Source organism: Paracoccus denitrificans (assembly GCF_900100045.1).
Lineage (GTDB): Bacteria > Pseudomonadota > Alphaproteobacteria > Rhodobacterales > Rhodobacteraceae > Paracoccus > Paracoccus denitrificans.
In genome coordinates this window covers 35,230-51,283 of the sequence record NZ_FNEA01000021.1, presented here as the reverse complement: position 1 = coordinate 51,283, position 16,054 = coordinate 35,230, and the positions used below count along the sequence as shown (strand labels likewise).

Sequence of the window (16,054 nt, the reverse complement as noted above, 5' to 3'; positions counted from 1 at the left end):
CCTAGAAGCCGTAGAACCAGGCCGCGTTGTTGGCGAGCGCGCGTTGCAGGATGATGATGCCGATAAAGACGACCAGCGGCGCCAGGTCCAGCCCGCCCGTGTTCGGCAGGATCGAGCGGACGGGGCCGTAGATCGGCTCCAGCAGGCGGTTGAGCCCGTTCCAGACCTGCCAGATCAGCGGCTGGCGCAGGTTCAGCACCTGGAAGTTGATCAGCCATGACATGATGATATGGGCGATCATCACGAACCAGACGACGTCGAGTATCAGCATCAAGGCTTCGTAGAGCGTGCCCATTCCATTCCCTTCCGGCTGTTCCGTGGACAGGTAAGGCAGGCATCCGCGTTGCGCAAGGCACAGCTTGGCCGCAGCGTTCCGATTGACGCCCGTGCCGGCCAGGGCTAGCCCGCTTCGGTGCCCAAGGCAGGAGAAGCCGCCGATGTATCCCATGCTCCGCTTTGCCAAGGAGATGCTGAAGTTCCGCCGCAGCCCCCGCATCGGCGTGCTGGAGGCGCATGTCTCGACCCATCGCTGCTGGCCCTGGGACCTGGACCCCTGGATCGAGCTGAACAACGGCCGCACGCTCACGCTCTACGACCTCGGGCGGCTGCCGATGGCGGTCAGGACCGGGATCATCGACACGATGCGGCAGAACCGCTGGGGCATCACGGTGGCGGGCAACACGGTGCGCTATCGCCGCCGGATCAAGGCCTTCAACCGCTTCACCATGGTTTCGCGCACCCTCGGTTGGGACGAACGCTTCCTTTACATGGAGCAAAGCATGTGGCGGGCGGGCGAGTGCTGCAACCACATGCTGCTGCGCGGCGCCATCACCTCGGACCAGGGCATCGTGGCGCCGGCGCGGCTGATGCAGGCGGCGGGGCGCGACCCGGTCAGCCCGGAACTGCCGGGCTGGGTGCAATCCTGGATCGCGGCGGATGCCCAGCGGCCCTGGCCGCCGGTGCTGCCGCCCATCCTGCCTGCCGAGCGCAATCCGGACTTGCCAGCCTGAACCCGCTGGGGCCTTATGCGCCCGGGCTGCGGAACAGGCACGGCCCGGGGGCAAGAGGGGCGCGGCATGGAACGCAAACGCATCTGGGGCTGGTGGTTCTTCGACTGGGCCAGCCAGCCCTTTGCGACGCTGCTGATGACCTTCATCTTCCCGGTCTATTACGCCGAGATCGCCCGCCAGCACTATACCGCGCAGGGCATGACGCCCGAGGCGGCGGGCGCGGCGGCGCAATCGCTGTGGGGCTACGGGCTGGGCATCTGCGGGGTCATCATCGCGGTGCTCGCCCCGGTGCTGGGCGCCATCGCCGACAATACCGGCCGCCGGCTGGTCTGGGTCTGGGTCTTTTCCGTCTTCTACATGGCGGGGTCATGGGGACTGTGGTTCCTGATGCCCGACCAGCCGAACCTGCATCTGGCGATCCTGTCCTTCGGCATCGGGCTGATCGGCATGGAGTTCGCCACCATCTTCACCAATGCCCTGTTGCCGGGGTTGGCGCCGCATCGGGAAATCGGCCGCATCTCGGGCTCGGGCTTCGCCTTCGGCTATCTCGGCGGCGTCATCGCGCTGGCCGCGGTGCTGCTGCTTCTGGCCGAGAACGCCCAGACCGGGCGCACCATGCTGGGCATCCCTCCGGTGCTGGGCCTCGATCCGGCGCTGCGCGAGGGCACGCGGGCCGTGGGGCCGTTCACGGCGCTGTGGTATCTGGTCTTCATGATCCCCTTCGCGCTTTGGGTGCCCGAGACGCCGGGGCCGCGCCGACCGCTGCATCTGGGCGCGGCCATGGCGGAACTGGGCCGGCTGCTCGCCAGCCTGCGGCACCGGCATTCGCTGGCGGCTTGGCTGGCCTCGTCCATGTTCTCGCGCGATGCGCTGAACGCGCTTTACGCCTTTGGCGGGGTCTATGCCGGCACGGTGCTGGGCTGGCCGGTCTTCCTGGCCGGGGTCTTCGGCGTGGTCAGCGCCGTCTCGGCCGCCGTCATCAGCTGGATCGGCGGCCGCGCCGACCGGCGCTGGGGGCCGAAGCCGGTGATCGTCGCCTGCACGCTGGTGCTGATCGGCGTCTGCATCCTCGTCATCGGCATGAGCCGCCAGCAGGTCCTGGGCCTGCCGCTGGCCGAGGGCTCGCGCCTGCCCGATGCGCTGTTCTTCCTGTGCGGCGCGCTGATCGGCGGTGCCGGCGGCGCCCTGCAATCGGCCAGCCGCACGATGATGGTGCGCCACGCCACGGCCGAGCGCGCCACCGAGGCCTTCGGCCTCTACGCGCTTTCGGGCAAGGCGACGGCTTTCCTCGCGCCGCTCCTGATCGCCACGGTGACGGATGTGACCGGCAACCAACGGCTCGGCATCTCTCCGCTCATCGTGATGTTCCTTCTGGCGCTGGTTCTGCTAATTTGGGTCAAAGCAAAAGGAGAGGCCGAGCAGTGATCCGCAAATTCCTGACCGCCGCCGTGCTGGCGCTGACCGGGCTTGGCCTGGTCCAGCCTGCCGGGGCCGACCCGCTGGCCCGCAGCGTCTTCGGCGCCGTTCCCGGCCCGACGGGGGGCGCCCCCGTCTCGATCGGGTTCTATTCCAAGGGCTGCGTCTCGGGCGCCGTGCAGCTGCCCGAATCCGGCCCGACCTGGCAGGCCATGCGCCTGTCGAGGAACCGCAACTGGGGCCATCCCGAACTGGTCGGCTTCCTGATCGGCCTGTCGCAGGCCGCCCGTCAGGTCGGCTGGCAAGGGCTTTACATCGGCGACATGGGCCAGCCGCGCGGCGGCCCTATGACCTCGGGGCATGCCAGCCACCAGTCCGGCCTCGATGCCGACATCTGGATGCTGCCGCCCCAAAGCCTGCAACTGAGCGCGGCGCAACGCGAGAAGATCTCGTCGCAATCGGTGGTGAACAAGGCCGGCACTGCGCCCTCGGGCCTGTGGAGCGGCGGACACATGGCGATCATGCGCGCCGCCGCCCGCGACCCGCGGGTCGAGCGCATCTTCGTCGATCCGGTCGCCAAGGTGGCGATGTGCCAGATGGAGACCGGAGACCGCACCTGGCTGCGCAAGGTGCGCCCGCTGAACGGCCACGACTATCACTTCCACGTCCGAATGGCCTGTCCGGCGGGCTCGATCTGCCAGCAGCAGGACGCGCCCCCGCCCGGGGACGGCTGCGCCGAGGCGGCAGAGTGGATCAAGAACCGCATCGATCCCGGCCGGGTCAAGCCGGTGCCGCCCGATCCGAACTATCGCCACCCCCGCAGCTTCCGGCTGAGCGAGATGCCCCGTCAATGCCAGGTCGTCGCCACCGCCCGCTAAGGCGCGGCGGCAGGGCCGGCGGCGCGGCAGGACGGCCCCGCCGCCTGCCGGGCCTTGCGCTGTCGCTGTTGCTTCTCTCTGCCTCCTCGGCCTGCGCGGCCGATCCGGCGCCGCAACCGGCGCCGCGCGTGGACTACGTCGCCACCTATGTCTGGCGGATGGAGGACGAGTCTTTCGGCGGCTTCTCGGGCATCGAGATCAGCGCCGACGGCGACCGTTTCACCGCGCTTTCCGATCGCGCCACGATCCGCTGGGGTAGTGTCGAACGCGACGCGCAGGGCCGTATCCGCGGGCTGGAACTGGCCGGCCGCGCCCAGTTGCGCGACAGCGCCGGCAAGCCGCTGAAACCCGGCTGGCAGGGCGACAGCGAGGGGCTGGCCATCGCCCCCGACGGCACGATCTGGATCAGCTTCGAGGGGCTGACCCGCGTCGCCCGCTACGACACGCCCGACAGCCCGGCCAAGCCCCTGCCCCGGCCGCCCGAATTCAAGGCGATGCAGCGCAATTCCTCGCTGGAGGCGCTGGCGATCCTGCCCGATGGCACGCTGCTGACCCTGCCCGAACGGTCGGGCGCCCTGACCCGGCCCTTTCCGGTCTGGCGCTGGCGGGACGGCAAATGGGACCAGCCCTTCTCGATCCCGCGCTCAGGCGACTGGCTGGCGGTCGGCGCCGATATCGGCCCGGACGGCCGCTTCTACCTGCTGGAACGCGATTTCAAGGGGCTGCTGGGCTTTCGCGCGCGCGTCCGGCGCTTCGACTTGTCGGAAAGCGGTGTCTCGAACGAACGGGTGCTGCTGGAATCGCGGCCGCTGCAATATGACAACCTTGAGGGGATCTCGGTCTGGCATGACGGGCAGGGCATCCGCATCACCATGATTTCGGATGACAATTTCGGATGGCTGCAACGCACCGAACTGGTCGAGTATCGGGTGACGGAATGAGCCTCTCTGTCAGCATTGCCGCGCTGGACCGTGCCGTCGACAATGCACTGTCCGAGCGGCGGATCGTCGGCTGCGTGGTGCTGCTGGCCGAGGATGGCCGGCTGGTCCATGCCCGCGCCGAGGGCCTTGCCGACCGCGAGGCAGGCCGGCCGATGGCCCAGAACACCTGGCTGCGCTATGCCTCGGTCTCAAAGCCCTTCACCACGGTCGCGGCGCTACGGCTGATGCAGGCGGGCCGGCTCGCGCCCGAGGATCCGGTGACGCGCTGGCTGCCGGATTTCACCCCCGCGCTGCCCGACGGCAGCCGCCCCGCGATCACCGTGGACCAGCTGATGTCGCATCTGGCGGGGCTGGACTATGGCTTCAACCAGCCCGAGGACGGCCCCTATGCCCGCGCCGGGGTCTCGGACGGGATCGGCGACAGCGGCATCTCGCTGGCCGAGAACCTGCGCCGCATCGCCTCGGTGCCGCTGGACCGGCCGCCCGGCACGCGCTGGCGCTATTCGGTAGCGACCGACGTGCTGGGCGCAGTGATCCAGTCGGCGGCCGACATGCCGCTGCCCCAGGCCATGGCCGAGTTGGTGACCGACCCCCTGGGCATCGAGGCCGGTTTTCACGCCCCGGACTCCGCCGACCTGGCCGCGAACTACGCCGATGCCCGCCCCCAGCCGCAGCGGATGCGCGGCCCGACCCGGGTCAGGAACCCGCTGCAGCCCGAGCAGAGCTATGCCTACCTGCCCGAGCGCATCCGCGACCCCTTGGCCTATCCCTCGGGCGGCGGTGGCATGGCGGGCACGGCCAAGGCCGCGCTGGCGCTGCTGGAAACCCTGCGCGACGGCTCTTTCCTGGGCGAAAGCCTGCGTGCCGAGGCGCAACGCAACCGCATCCGCCAGCGTCACCCGCTGCGCGGGCCCGGCTGGGGCCATGCCTGGGCGGGCGCGGTCATCACCGATGCCGAAGCGGCCGGTATCGGCCTGCCGCAAGGCTGCCTCAGCTGGGGCGGCATCTACGGCCACAGCTGGATCGTCGATCCCGCCCGCCGCCGCAGCCTGGTCGCGCTGACCAATACCGCGGTCGAAGGCATGAACGGCGCCTTTGCGGTGGAAATCGCCGCCGCAGCCGCGCTATGACCGCGCGTGACGGTTGACAGAAACCCCGGCCGGCCTTATCGGGCCTTGCCCCGGACGGGGCCGAGTCTCCGCGACCTTGCCAAAACGGAAAACCAGACATGCCCCGTATTCTTCCCGGCGTCATCGCCATGGCCGCAGTCGTGGTGGCCTCGAACATCCTGGTCCAGCACCTGCTGGGCTCCTGGCTGACCTGGGGGGCGCTGACCTATCCGGTCGCCTTCCTGGTGACCGACATCATGAACCGGGTCTATGGCCCGACCGCCGCACGCAAGGTGGTCTATGCCGGTTTCGTGACCGGCGTGCTGTGCTCGCTCGTCGCCGCCGGCATGGACAAGACCACGCTGCGCATCGCCGTCGCCTCGGGCGCGGCCTTCCTTTCGGCGCAGTTGATGGACATCTCGGTCTTCAACCAGTTGCGAAAATACAACTGGTGGCTACCACCCCTGGCGGCAAGCGTCGCCGGTTCGATCCTCGACACCACCGTTTTCTTCACCATCGCCTTCGCCTCGCAGCTGACGCCGATCTTCCCGGCAGACGATGTTTCCTGGGCAAATGAACTGGTTCCGCTGCTCGGCCACGGCCCCGTGCAGCCGCTGTGGGTATCGCTGGCGGTCGCCGATTGCGGGGTGAAGCTTGCGCAGGCGGTCCTGGCGCTCGTGCCCTTCCGCATCGTCGTCGGAAATTTGATCCAGCGTCGCGCGCAAACTAATTGACTGTCGGAGGTTCTGTGGCAGGCTGAACCCATACGGCAACTTATTGAAAGGAGGTGGTCCAGTGTCGAGAGTGATATTGGAGAGAGGTGTCGGGACAGTCAGGGGGGCCGTGGCCTGAGGGCAGCCCCAAGGGTCGTAAACCCTGGCTGGGACGGTGGGCACCAACCCTAACCGGACCATCTCCGTGGATCTCGCGGGCCGTTCTCCAGCAGAGCGGCCCGTTCCATTTCAGCCGCCTGTCCTTGCAGATCGGTTCGCGACCGGCAAGCTCGGTAAAGCTTGAAAGGCCCCTTGAGTATTTTTGGAACGAAGAAGCCAAACCGGCGCTTCTTCGTTCCCCAAATACTCATGCTGCATGGCAGGCAGAAAACCCGGCCCCGATAAGAAGCCGGGTCGAAGCGGGATCAGATGCGCTCGATAGCCAGCGCGATGCCCTGGCCGCCGCCGATGCACATGGTGATCAGCCCCTTGCTGCCGCCGGTCCGCATCAATTCATACATCGCCTTGACCGTGACGAGGGCGCCGGTCGCGCCGACCGGATGGCCCAAGGCGATGGCGCCGCCGTTCGGGTTCACCTTCGCCGGATCGAGGCCGAGCCCCTTGTTCACCGCCAAAGCCTGCGCGGCGAAAGCCTCGTTCGACTCGATCACGTCGAACTCGCCGATCTTCAGGCCGGTGCTCTTGAGCAACGCCTCGACCGCCGGGACCGGGCCGATGCCCATGACCTCGGGACGCACGCCCGCCACGGCATAGCCGAGCACCCGGAACAGCGGCTTGGCGCCCGCCGCCCTGGCCGCGTCCGCGCGCGCCAGCACCAGAGCCGCCGCGCCGTCGTTGATGCCCGAGGCGTTGCCGGCGGTGACCGTGCCATCCTTCTGGAAAACCGCCTTCAGTCCCGCCAGCTTCTCCAGATCGGTCGCTTTCGGGTGCTCGTCGGTATCGAAGGCCACCATGCCCTTGCGGGTCTTGATCTCGATGGGAACGATCTGCTCCTTGAAGCGGCCCTCGGCGATGGCGGCCGCAGCGCGCTTCTGGCTTTCCAGCGCGAATTCGTCCTGCGCCTGGCGTGAGATGTCATGTTCGCGCGCAACATTCTCGGCCGTCACGCCCATATGGCCGGTGCCCATCGGGCAGGTCAGCGCGCCGACCATCATGTCGAGCATCTGCACGTCGCCCATCTTGGCGCCGAACCGGGCCGCCGGCACGGCATAGGGCGCGCGGCTCATCGATTCCGCACCGCCCGCCACGGCAAAGTCGGCATCCCCCAGTATCAGCGCCTGCGTGGCCGAGACGATGGCCTGCGCCCCCGAACCGCAGAGCCTGTTCACGTTCATCGCCGGCGTGGTATCGGGCACGCCGGCGTCCAGCATCGCCACGCGCGACAGATACATGTCGCGCGGCTCGGTGTTCAGCACATGGCCGAAGACCACGGTGCCGATGCGCTCGGGGCCGATCCCCGCGCGCTCGATCGCCGCACGGGTGACCGTCGCGGCAAGCTGGATCGGAGGCACCCCCGCGAGGCTGCCGCCGAAGGTGCCGATGGCCGTGCGCGCCCCCGACAGGATGACGATTTCGTTCTCTGACATGATTCCTCCGGTCATGCTGGAATTTTATTACTCGTAGTCGCGCCACGGCGAACGGAAAAGACCCGACCTCTTGCAACGTAACGGAAACCGGGCAAGATACGGCCATGATGAACGATCCACGCATCAGCCTGCGCCTGCATTTCGAATCCGGCCTTACCTTTGGTCGCGGCAAGGCCGACCTCCTGCAAGCCATTGACGAAGAAGGCTCGATCTCGGCCGCCGGGCGGCGGATGGGGATGAGCTATCGCCGCGCCTGGTCGCTGGTCGAAGAGATGAACCTGCATTTTGCCACGCCCCTCGTGGACAGCAGCCGCGGCGGCGCCAAGGGCGGCGGCGCCCAGCTGACCGAACGGGGCCGGCAGGCGCTGTCCGATTATCGCGCGCTTGAGGCATTGCTGCGCGACCAGGGCGCCGGCCTGCTGGCGCGGCTTCGCGGCAGCCAGCGTTCTGCTTCGTCGTAAATAACGGTTGCCAGCCGCGCCGCCGCTTGGTTATGTCCGTTTGAACATAATGAATGGACCAATCCGATGCGCCTGTCTTACCTTGCCGCCGCCTTGATCGCATTTGCCCCCGCCGCGCAGGCAGACGAGATCACCATCTTCGCCGCCGCCAGCCTCAAGGACGCGCTGGACGAGATCGCCGCCGATTGGCAGAAGAACCATGACGATATGGTAGTGATCTCCTATGCGGGCAGTTCACAGCTTGCCAAGCAGATCCAGGAGGGCGCGCCGGCCGACCTGTTCATCTCGGCCTCGACCGCGTGGATGGATGCGGTGCAGGAGTCCGGCGACATCGACCCGGAGAGCCGCCGCGATCTTCTGGGCAATACGCTGGTGCTGGTCGGCACCGGCACGCCGGCCGAAGCGCCCGTGACCGAACTGCCTGCGCTGCTGGGCGAGGGTAAGCTGGCCATGGCGCTGGTCGATTCCGTGCCCGCCGGGCAATACGGGAAAGAGGCGCTGACCTCGCTGGGCCTTTGGGACCAGGTGGAAAGCCAGGTGGCCCAGGCCGACAACGTCCGCGCCGCGCTGAAGCTGGTCGCGACCGGCGAGGCGCCGCTGGGCATCGTCTATGGCAGCGACGCCGTGGCCGAGCCGGGCGTTGGCGTGGTCGCGACCTTCCCGGCCGACAGCCATGAAGAGATCACCTATCCCGCCGCCGTGACCAAGGTCGCCGACACGGCGCAGGCCGCCGCCTTCCTTGACAGCCTGTCGCAAGACCCGGCAAAGTCGGTCTTTGAATCGCAAGGCTTTACCGTCACGCAATGATCCCGACCGACTGGCTTGGCCCTCAGGAATGGCAGGCCGTGCGCCTTTCCCTGCGGGTGGCCGCCGTCGCCACGCTGGCCAGCCTGCCGCTGGCCGTCGCGGTGGCATGGCTGCTGGCGCGGCGGCGCTTTCCGGGGCATGGGCTGGTCAGCGGCATCGTGCACCTGCCGCTGATCCTGCCGCCGGTGGTGACCGGCTACCTGCTGCTGGTCACCTTCGGCACGCAGGGCCCCGTGGGCAGCCTGCTGAAACCGCTGGGCATCGTCTTTGCCTTTCGCTGGACCGGCGCGGCGCTGGCCTGCGGGATCATGAGCTTTCCGCTGATGGTCCGCGCCATTAGGCTGGGCTTCGAGGCCGTGGACCCCAAGCTTGAACAGGCCGCCGCCACCCTTGGCGCGCCGCGCGCCTGGATCTTCCTGACCGTCACCCTGCCGCTGATCATGCCCGCGATCCTGGCGGGCGCCACGCTGGGCTTTGCCAAGGCGATGGGCGAGTTCGGCGCCACCATCACCTTCGTCTCGAACATTCCCGGCCAGACCCAGACCCTGCCCTCGGCCATCTATGCGCTGTTGCAGGTGCCCTCGGGCGATGCGGCGGCGCTGCGGCTGGTGCTGGTCTCGGTGGTGATCGCCATGGGGGCGGTGCTGGTCTCGGAATGGCTGGCCCGGCGCATGGCAGAGCGCATCGAGGCGCGGCGCTGATGCTGGAGGTCGCCTTTCGCCACCGCTTTCCCGGACTTTCGCTGGAGGTCGCATTCCAGGCGCCGGGCGGGGTGACGGCGCTGTTCGGCCCCTCGGGCTGCGGCAAGAGCACGGCGATCAACGCCATCGCCGGGCTGCTGCGCCCCGACCAGGGCCGGATCGCGCTGGATGGGCGGGTGCTTTTCGACGGTGCGACGAACCTTTCGCCGCAGGCGCGGCGCATCGGTTGCGTGTTCCAGGACGCACGGTTGTTCCCGCATATGACGGTGGCGGCGAACCTGCGCTATCCCTCGCGCTGGCGACGCGGCGCGGCGCGCGATTTCGACCGCATCACCGAGATGCTGGCGCTGGGGCCGCTGCTGCATCGCCGCCCCGGCACGCTGTCGGGAGGCGAGCGCCAGCGCGTCGCCATCGGCCGGGCGCTGCTGTCGGACCCGGCGCTACTGGTCATGGACGAGCCGCTGGCGGCGCTGGACGAGGCGCGCAAGGCCGAGATCATGCCCTGGCTGGAGCGGCTGCGGGACCAGATCCGGCTGCCGATCCTCTATGTCAGCCATTCGGTGCCCGAGGTGCTGCGGCTGGCGACCACGGTGGTGCTGATGCGGCAGGGCCGCGTCACCCATTCCGGCGCCCTGGCGGACATCCTGGCCGATCCCGAGCTTGCCCCGCAACTGGGCGCGCGCGAGGCCGGCGCGCTGATCCGCGCCACGGTCGAGGCACGCGAGGCCGACGGCCTGACCCGGGTCGCGACCGCGGGCGGCCCGATGCTGCTGCCCGAGCTGGATCTGGCCCCCGGCCGGGTGCTGCGGCTGCGAATCCTGGCGCATGAGGTCATTCTGGCACGCGAGGCGCCGCGCGGCCTTTCGGCGCTGAACGCGCTGCCGGTCGCGGTGACGCGCATCGAGGGCGGGCTGGTGCAACTGGCGCTGGGTCATGGCGCGCAGCATGAGCGGATGCTTGCGCAGGTCACGCCGCGCTCGGTCAAGGCACTGGAATTGCAGCCGGGAACCGCCTGCCATGCCATCGTGAAATCGGTCTCGGTCCTGCCCAGCTAACCGGGTCGAGCCTTTGTCATTTGCGCGGCCCCGGCAATTTCGCTTATCCTGCCTGCAAAAAATATGAGGGCAGTATGAACAGGTTTCTCAAGCTCGCCATCGTCGGGCTGGTGGCCTCTTGCGGAGGAGGCGGGAACTACAAGGCGCCGCGCAATCTGGACAACGCCTGCGCCATCGCGGCCGAGCGGCCCGCCTATATGCGCGCGATGAAGGCGACCGAGCGGCGCTGGGGCGTTCCGGTCCATGTCCAGATGGCGACGATCCACCAGGAATCGAAATTCATCGGCAATGCCCGCACGCCGCATCAATATGCGCTGGGGCTGATTCCGATCGGGCGGCAAAGCTCGGCCTATGGCTACAGCCAGGCGCTGGACAGCACCTGGGACGATTACCGCAAGCAGACCGGCAATCGCCGCGCCCGGCGCGACAACATCCGCGACGCCACCGACTTCATGGGCTGGTACATGAACGATTCGGCGCGGGTGCTGGGTATTTCCAAATGGGACGCCGCCTCGCAATACCTGGCCTATCACGAAGGCCGCTCGGGCTTTGCCAGGGGCTCGCACAATTCGAAGCCCTGGCTGATGAACGTGGCCGGCAAGGTCCAGACCCGCTCCGAGGCCTATCGCAGCCAGCTCGCCTCCTGCCGCTGATCGCGCTCGCCCGCCTATTTCCGGCGGGCGATCTCGTTCTGGATGGCGAAGGTCGAGGCCGGGAAGGACATTCCCGTCTGCATGTCGCCCAGGATCACCGTGGTGCGCTTGCCGGTGTCGTCGGTCACCACCCATTGCCGCAGCTGCGTCGGGTTGGCGGTAAAGACCATCTGGATATTGCCGTATTCCGGGTGCTGGGGATCCTGCGCCGTGACGACGGTGGTGTTCTTCTTCTCGGTATAGCCGGTGACCATGCGCGCGCGGCTCAGGTCGATATTCGGCGCCAGGATCAGCGACAGCGGCGTCTTGGACAGCGGATATTGCTGCGGCGCGCCGCGCGTCTTGCCGTCGAACACCGCGACGTTCCCGGCCGAGGCCATGACCAGCGTGCGGTCGCCCTTGTATTCGAAGCGCACCCGCTGCGGGCGCTGGATATAGACGATCCCGGTCGAGATCGAGCCGTCGGCATTCACCTGGGTGAAATCCGCCTTGGCGGTCTTCAGGCTGTTGAGATAGCGCGAGATCTCGTTCAGCGAGATCTTTTCGGCCAGGGCGGGAAAGGCCATGGCCAGGCACAGGACGGGCGCAAGGGCGAGCGTTTTCAGTTTCATGAGCGGAATGATACCGATCCTCCAAAGACATGCACATCACGTTCGCTGGATGCGCGCGGGGCCAACGCTGACGGCGGCGTGAGCGTTCCCTAAAGCCGCTGCCCGGTCAGCAGGCGCGGCATCGGATCAAGGCTCAGCCCCGCCGCCTGCCGCATGAAGCCGCGCCGCAGCGGCGGGATGGCATCGACCAGCCCCATGCCCAGTTCGCGCGCGGTGCGCAGCAACGGGTTGGCATTGGAAAACAGCGCGTTCACCCCGTCCATGCCCAGCGCCAGCGCCGTCGCGTCCGGCCGCCTCCAGTCCTGATAGCGGGCCAGCACCGTATCGGCGCCGATATCCTCGCCCCGGCGGCGGGCGGCGACGATCACTTCGGCCAGCACCGCCACGTCACGCAGGCCCAGGTTCAGCCCCTGCCCGGCGATGGGATGCACGCCATGCGCCGCATCGCCGACCAGCGCGACGCGCGGGGCGACGTAACGCTCGGCCAGCGTCAGGTTCAGCGGATACGAGAATCGGGGGCCGGCCAGCCGGATCTCGCCCAGGAAATCGCCGAAGCGCGGGCGCAGGACGGCCAGGAAATCCGCGTCGGGCAGCTCGATGATGGCACGGGCGCTGGCCTCGGCCTCGGACCAGACGATCGAACTGCGGTTGCCCGGCAGCGGCAGGATCGCCAGCGGGCCGGTCGGCATGAAATACTGATGCGCAGTGCCGTGATGCGGCAATTCGTGATCGACCGCCGCGACCAACGCGATCTGGCCGTAGTCGTGGCCGATGCGTCGGATGCCGGCCCGCGCCGCCACGCCCGATTGCCGTCCGTCGGCACCGACTAGCAGCCGGGCGGTGATGCTGCGCCCGTCCGACAGGCTGGCGCGGATCGCCGCGCCCTCGGCCTCCTGCCCGGTGACGGACAGGCCCGGCAGATGCGTGACCCGCCCCTGCATCGCGGCCAGAAGCGCGCGGTAAAGGAACCGATCCTCGAGCATATAGCCCAGACGGCCCTCTTCAATCTCGGCGCCGTCGAAATGCAGGCCGAAGGGGCCGGCGCCTTCGCCCGGCACGCCCTGCGTCGCCTCGACCTTGCGGATCTCCTGCGCGTTCGGGGCCAGGTCGCGCCACAGCCCCAGCGCCGACAGCAGCCGCTGCGAGGCCAGCGCCAGCGCATAGGCGCGGCCGTCGAAGGCGTCGCCGGCACGGGCGTCGGCCGGGCGGGCATCGGCGACGGCCACCGACAGGCCGGCATCGGCCAGCGCCAGGGCAAGGGCCGGGCCGTTCAGCCCGCCGCCCGCGATCAGGATGTCGAAATCGGTCCTCATGCTGCGCAATATGACCTTCGGCCGGGCAATGTCCATGCGGCACAGCCGCCACCAAGCGCATTGCGGGCCTGCCCGCGCCGGGATAGCCTGTATCTTATTTGGCATTTGGACATTGGTCGGGGGAAGGGCATGGATTGGCTCAGGGCATCTGCGGCGGAACAGGGACGGGCGATCCTGGCCGGTCTGATCAGCCCTGTCGAGCAGGCCGAGGCCTATCTGGACGCCGCGGCCCGCCACCCCTATGGCGACCGCATCTATGCCAGGCTGACGCCGGAACGCGCCCGGGCCGAAGCCATCGCCGCCCATGACCGCGCCCGCGCCGGGCTGCGCCGCGGGCTGCTGGACGGGGTGGCGATCAACTGGAAGGACAATATCGACAGCGCCGGCATCGCGACCGAGGCCGGCTCGCGCCTGCTGCAAGGCCGCACGCCAAGGCAGGACGCCGCGATCCTGGCCGGAGCCACGCTGGACGGGCTGGTCTGCCTGGGCAAGACGCATATGACCGAGCTGGCCTTTTCCGGGCTGGGCGTGAACCCGATGACGGCGACGCCGCCGAACAGCATCGACCAGGAACTGGCCCCGGGCGGATCGAGCTCGGGCGCGGCGGTTTCGGTCGCGCTGGGACTGGCGGCGGCGGCCATCGGCTCGGATACCGGCGGCTCGATCCGGGTGCCGGCGGCCTGGAACGGGCTCGTGGGCTTCAAGCCGACCACCGACGCGGTCAGCGGCACGGGCATCGTGCCGCTGTGCCGCCGCTTCGACGTGGCCGGCCCCATCGCCCGCACGGTCGAGGACTGCGCCGAGCTTTTCGCCGTGCTGCGCGGCGAAACCGCGCCCGACCTGACGGATGCCGGCCCGCGCGGACTGCGGCTGATGGTGCTGGACGGCGTGCCCTTCGACGAGGCGCGCAAGGAGCCCGTCGCCGGTTTCGAGGATGCGGTGAGCCGCCTGTCCCGCGCCGGCGCCCGCATCACGCATGCCGCGCCGCCCTGCGTGGCCGAGGCCATGGTGCTGGCGCCGCTGCTGTTCGCCCCCGAGGCCTACGGCATCTGGCGCGAGCAGATCGAGGCGGCGCCCGAACTGATGTATCCGCCGATCCTGGAGCGCTTTCGCGGCGGCCAGTTCGTGCTGGCGGCCGATTACGTCGCCGCCTGGGAAGAACTTGGCCGGCTGCGCGCCAACTGGGCGCGGCTGGTCGCCGGCTTCGATGCGGTGATCCTGCCCACGGCGCCGATCCTGCCGCCGCCGGTCGACCGGCTGCTGGCCGAGGAGGAATTCTTCGCACGCGAGAACCTGCTGACGCTGCGCAACACCCGCATCGGCAACCTGCTGGACCTGCCCTCGATCAGCCTGCCGACCGGCCATCCGGGCTGCGGCATCATGCTGATGGGCCGCACCGGCGGGGACCGCGCCCTGCTGGCGGCGGCCGCCGCAGCCGAGGCGGCATTGCGCTGAGCCGCGGATTTTCCGGGCAAATCCGGCACGGGCGGGCGCAATCTGGCCGTGAAACTCTGGACGCATGGGGGGATTGCCGGTAATCTTGCCGCAAAACGGGGCGCGACGACCCCGACTGAGAGGCAGCCATGGCAATTCCCGAGCGGTTCTCGAACCTGCCGGATTACGCATTTCCGCGCCTGCGGAAACTGCTCGCGGGCATCGAGCCCGGGGGCGATCCCCTGATCCTGACCATCGGCGAGCCGCGCCATGCGCTGCCGGATTTCGTCGGCCCGGTCATGGCCGAAAGCATCGCCGATTTCGGCAAATACCCCTCGAACGAGGGAACGGCCGAACTGCTGGCCGCGATCTCGGGCTGGCTCCAGCGCCGGCACGGGCTGGATGTCGCGCCCGAGCGCATCATGGCGCTGAACGGCACGCGCGAGGGGCTGTTCAACGCCGCCTTGGCACTGGCGCCGGAACGCAAGAACGGCCAGCAGCCCGCGATCCTGATCCCGAACCCGTTCTATCAGGTCTATGCGGTCGCCGCGGCGGCGGTGGGCGCCGAGCCGGTCTTTGTCCCCGCCGTGCCGGAGACCGGCCACCTGCCGCGCTTTTCCGGCCTGCCGGCCGAGGTGCTGGACCGTGCCACCGTGGCCTATCTGTGCTCGCCGGCCAATCCGCAGGGCAGCATCGCGTCGGAGGATTACCTGGAAGAGCTGATCGCGCTGGCCGACCGGCACGATTTCCTGATCTTCGCCGACGAGTGCTATTCCGAGATCTGGCGCGACACGCCGCCGCCGGGCGCGCTGGCGGTGGCCACGCGCATGGGCCTGCCCGACCGGGTGGTGATGTTCAACTCGCTGTCGAAGCGCTCGAACCTGCCGGGGTTGCGTTCGGGCTTTGCGGCAGGCGGCGCGGCGCAGATCGCCCAGTTGCGGCAATTGCGCAACTATGCCGGCGCACCGCTGCCGCTGCCGGTGCAGCGCGTCAGCACCATGGCCTGGACGGACGAGGCGCATGTGGATGCAAGCCGTGCGCTTTACCAGCAGAAATACGCCATCGCCGACCGGGTGCTGGGCAACGTGCCGGGCTATCAGCCGGTGCAGGGCGGCTTTTTCCTGTGGCTGCCGGTGCCCGAGAGCGTCGGCGACAGCGAGGACGCCGCCAAGAAGCTGTGGGCCGAGGCCGGAATCCAGGTGCTGCCCGGCGCCTATCTGGCCCGCGACACGGCCGGCGGCAATCCGGGCCGGAATTTCATCCGCGTGGCGCTGGTCGCAGCGGCGGACCAGACCGAGGCGGCCCTGAACCGCCTGAAAAACTGTTTGTATCAAGGGGGTTGACG

General features: G+C 68.8%; 17 protein-coding genes. 13 read left to right on the top strand and 4 right to left on the bottom strand.

Annotated elements, in window-relative coordinates; all coding sequences use genetic code 11:
* Position 1: 1 nt before the first annotated feature.
* Positions 2–295, bottom strand: coding sequence for a YggT family protein (locus tag BLT64_RS17900; protein ID WP_024842699.1), 294 nt, complete (start codon positions 293–295; stop codon positions 2–4).
* Between the two features lie 142 nt (positions 296–437).
* Between BLT64_RS17900 and BLT64_RS17895 the strand changes: the two genes are divergently transcribed.
* The 6 genes from BLT64_RS17895 (at position 438) to BLT64_RS17870 (ending at position 6,088) form a co-directional block, all read left to right on the top strand.
* Entirely contained in the window at positions 438–1,010 is a 573-nt protein-coding gene (locus BLT64_RS17895) for an acyl-CoA thioesterase (RefSeq protein WP_011748937.1), read from the top strand.
* A 66-nt stretch (positions 1,011–1,076) separates the two neighbouring features.
* Positions 1,077–2,435, top strand: coding sequence for an MFS transporter (locus tag BLT64_RS17890; protein WP_041530294.1), 1,359 nt, complete (start codon positions 1,077–1,079; stop codon positions 2,433–2,435).
* A complete protein-coding gene (gene mepA, locus BLT64_RS17885) occupies positions 2,432–3,304 on the top strand; it encodes a penicillin-insensitive murein endopeptidase (protein WP_011748939.1) in 873 nt (290 codons plus the stop codon). The genes BLT64_RS17890 and mepA overlap by 4 nt, the downstream gene beginning before the upstream one ends.
* Positions 3,277–4,245, top strand: a complete 969-nt coding sequence (locus BLT64_RS17880) for an esterase-like activity of phytase family protein (protein WP_011748940.1) — start codon at positions 3,277–3,279, stop codon at positions 4,243–4,245. The genes mepA and BLT64_RS17880 overlap by 28 nt, the downstream gene beginning before the upstream one ends.
* The gene (locus tag BLT64_RS17875) at positions 4,242–5,375 is read left to right on the top strand and encodes a serine hydrolase domain-containing protein (RefSeq protein WP_011748941.1); all 1,134 of its coding nucleotides are present in this window, start codon (positions 4,242–4,244) and stop codon (positions 5,373–5,375) included. The genes BLT64_RS17880 and BLT64_RS17875 overlap by 4 nt, the downstream gene beginning before the upstream one ends.
* Before the next feature lie 98 nt (positions 5,376–5,473).
* A complete protein-coding gene (locus BLT64_RS17870) occupies positions 5,474–6,088 on the top strand; it encodes a queuosine precursor transporter (RefSeq protein WP_011748942.1) in 615 nt (204 codons plus the stop codon).
* A gap of 404 nt (positions 6,089–6,492) precedes the next feature.
* Here the strand turns inward: BLT64_RS17870 and BLT64_RS17865 are convergent, their stop codons facing one another.
* Positions 6,493–7,674 (bottom strand): acetyl-CoA C-acyltransferase family protein, encoded by a 1,182-nt coding sequence (locus BLT64_RS17865; RefSeq protein ID WP_011748943.1) that lies wholly within the window; start codon positions 7,672–7,674, stop codon positions 6,493–6,495.
* A 104-nt stretch (positions 7,675–7,778) separates the two neighbouring features.
* On the opposite strand from BLT64_RS17865, the gene BLT64_RS17860 reads away from it, so the two are divergent.
* From BLT64_RS17860 to BLT64_RS17840, 5 genes are all read left to right on the top strand, one after another.
* Positions 7,779–8,135, top strand: a complete 357-nt coding sequence (locus BLT64_RS17860; RefSeq protein WP_011748944.1) for a winged helix-turn-helix domain-containing protein — start codon at positions 7,779–7,781, stop codon at positions 8,133–8,135.
* 66 nt (positions 8,136–8,201) lie between these two features.
* Entirely contained in the window at positions 8,202–8,942 is a 741-nt protein-coding gene (gene modA, locus BLT64_RS17855; RefSeq protein WP_011748945.1) for a molybdate ABC transporter substrate-binding protein, read from the top strand.
* Positions 8,939–9,643, top strand: coding sequence for a molybdate ABC transporter permease subunit (modB, locus tag BLT64_RS17850; RefSeq protein ID WP_011748946.1), 705 nt, complete (start codon positions 8,939–8,941; stop codon positions 9,641–9,643). Before modA ends, modB begins: the two co-directional genes overlap by 4 nt.
* Positions 9,643–10,698, top strand: a complete 1,056-nt coding sequence (gene modC / locus BLT64_RS17845) for a molybdenum ABC transporter ATP-binding protein (RefSeq protein ID WP_011748947.1) — start codon at positions 9,643–9,645, stop codon at positions 10,696–10,698. Before modB ends, modC begins: the two co-directional genes overlap by 1 nt.
* A gap of 74 nt (positions 10,699–10,772) precedes the next feature.
* Positions 10,773–11,351 carry a transglycosylase SLT domain-containing protein gene (locus BLT64_RS17840; RefSeq protein ID WP_011748948.1) on the top strand — a complete coding sequence of 193 codons (579 nt, stop codon included), beginning with the start codon at positions 10,773–10,775 and terminating at the stop codon, positions 11,349–11,351.
* Positions 11,352–11,365: 14 nt separating this feature from the next.
* On the opposite strand, the gene BLT64_RS17835 is transcribed toward BLT64_RS17840, so the two are convergent.
* Complete coding sequence (locus tag BLT64_RS17835) at positions 11,366–11,962, bottom strand: LolA family protein (protein ID WP_011748949.1); 597 nt, start codon at positions 11,960–11,962, stop codon at positions 11,366–11,368.
* Positions 11,963–12,051: 89 nt separating this feature from the next.
* The gene (locus BLT64_RS17830) at positions 12,052–13,311 is read right to left on the bottom strand and encodes a UbiH/UbiF/VisC/COQ6 family ubiquinone biosynthesis hydroxylase (protein ID WP_011748950.1); all 1,260 of its coding nucleotides are present in this window, start codon (positions 13,309–13,311) and stop codon (positions 12,052–12,054) included.
* Between the two features lie 93 nt (positions 13,312–13,404).
* On the opposite strand from BLT64_RS17830, the gene BLT64_RS17825 reads away from it, so the two are divergent.
* Both BLT64_RS17825 and BLT64_RS17820 read left to right on the top strand, forming a co-directional pair.
* Positions 13,405–14,730, top strand: coding sequence for an amidase (locus BLT64_RS17825; RefSeq protein ID WP_011748951.1), 1,326 nt, complete (start codon positions 13,405–13,407; stop codon positions 14,728–14,730).
* Positions 14,731–14,858: 128 nt separating this feature from the next.
* Positions 14,859–16,052 (top strand): aminotransferase class I/II-fold pyridoxal phosphate-dependent enzyme, encoded by a 1,194-nt coding sequence (locus tag BLT64_RS17820; RefSeq protein ID WP_011748952.1) that lies wholly within the window; start codon positions 14,859–14,861, stop codon positions 16,050–16,052.
* Positions 16,053–16,054 lie beyond the last annotated feature (2 nt).

Excerpts from the sequence above, each read along its gene's own strand:
- BLT64_RS17870 (WP_011748942.1), top strand. The coding sequence starts at position 5,474 with ATGCCCCGTATTCTTCCCGGCGTCATCGCCATGGCCGCAGTCGTGGTG.
- BLT64_RS17880 (WP_011748940.1), top strand. The coding sequence starts at position 3,277 with ATGCCAGGTCGTCGCCACCGCCCGCTAAGGCGCGGCGGCAGGGCCGGC.
- BLT64_RS17865 (WP_011748943.1), bottom strand. The coding sequence starts at position 7,674 with ATGTCAGAGAACGAAATCGTCATCCTGTCGGGGGCGCGCACGGCCATC.
- BLT64_RS17820 (WP_011748952.1), top strand. The coding sequence starts at position 14,859 with ATGGCAATTCCCGAGCGGTTCTCGAACCTGCCGGATTACGCATTTCCG.
- BLT64_RS17860 (WP_011748944.1), top strand. The coding sequence starts at position 7,779 with ATGATGAACGATCCACGCATCAGCCTGCGCCTGCATTTCGAATCCGGC.
- BLT64_RS17895 (WP_011748937.1), top strand. The coding sequence starts at position 438 with ATGTATCCCATGCTCCGCTTTGCCAAGGAGATGCTGAAGTTCCGCCGC.
- BLT64_RS17900 (WP_024842699.1), bottom strand. The coding sequence starts at position 295 with ATGGGCACGCTCTACGAAGCCTTGATGCTGATACTCGACGTCGTCTGG.
- BLT64_RS17875 (WP_011748941.1), top strand. The coding sequence starts at position 4,242 with ATGAGCCTCTCTGTCAGCATTGCCGCGCTGGACCGTGCCGTCGACAAT.
- BLT64_RS17890 (WP_041530294.1), top strand. The coding sequence starts at position 1,077 with ATGGAACGCAAACGCATCTGGGGCTGGTGGTTCTTCGACTGGGCCAGC.
- BLT64_RS17830 (WP_011748950.1), bottom strand. The coding sequence starts at position 13,311 with ATGGACATTGCCCGGCCGAAGGTCATATTGCGCAGCATGAGGACCGAT.
- BLT64_RS17835 (WP_011748949.1), bottom strand. The coding sequence starts at position 11,962 with ATGAAACTGAAAACGCTCGCCCTTGCGCCCGTCCTGTGCCTGGCCATG.
- modC (WP_011748947.1), top strand. The coding sequence starts at position 9,643 with ATGCTGGAGGTCGCCTTTCGCCACCGCTTTCCCGGACTTTCGCTGGAG.
- BLT64_RS17825 (WP_011748951.1), top strand. The coding sequence starts at position 13,405 with ATGGATTGGCTCAGGGCATCTGCGGCGGAACAGGGACGGGCGATCCTG.
- modB (WP_011748946.1), top strand. The coding sequence starts at position 8,939 with ATGATCCCGACCGACTGGCTTGGCCCTCAGGAATGGCAGGCCGTGCGC.
- BLT64_RS17840 (WP_011748948.1), top strand. The coding sequence starts at position 10,773 with ATGAACAGGTTTCTCAAGCTCGCCATCGTCGGGCTGGTGGCCTCTTGC.
- modA (WP_011748945.1), top strand. The coding sequence starts at position 8,202 with ATGCGCCTGTCTTACCTTGCCGCCGCCTTGATCGCATTTGCCCCCGCC.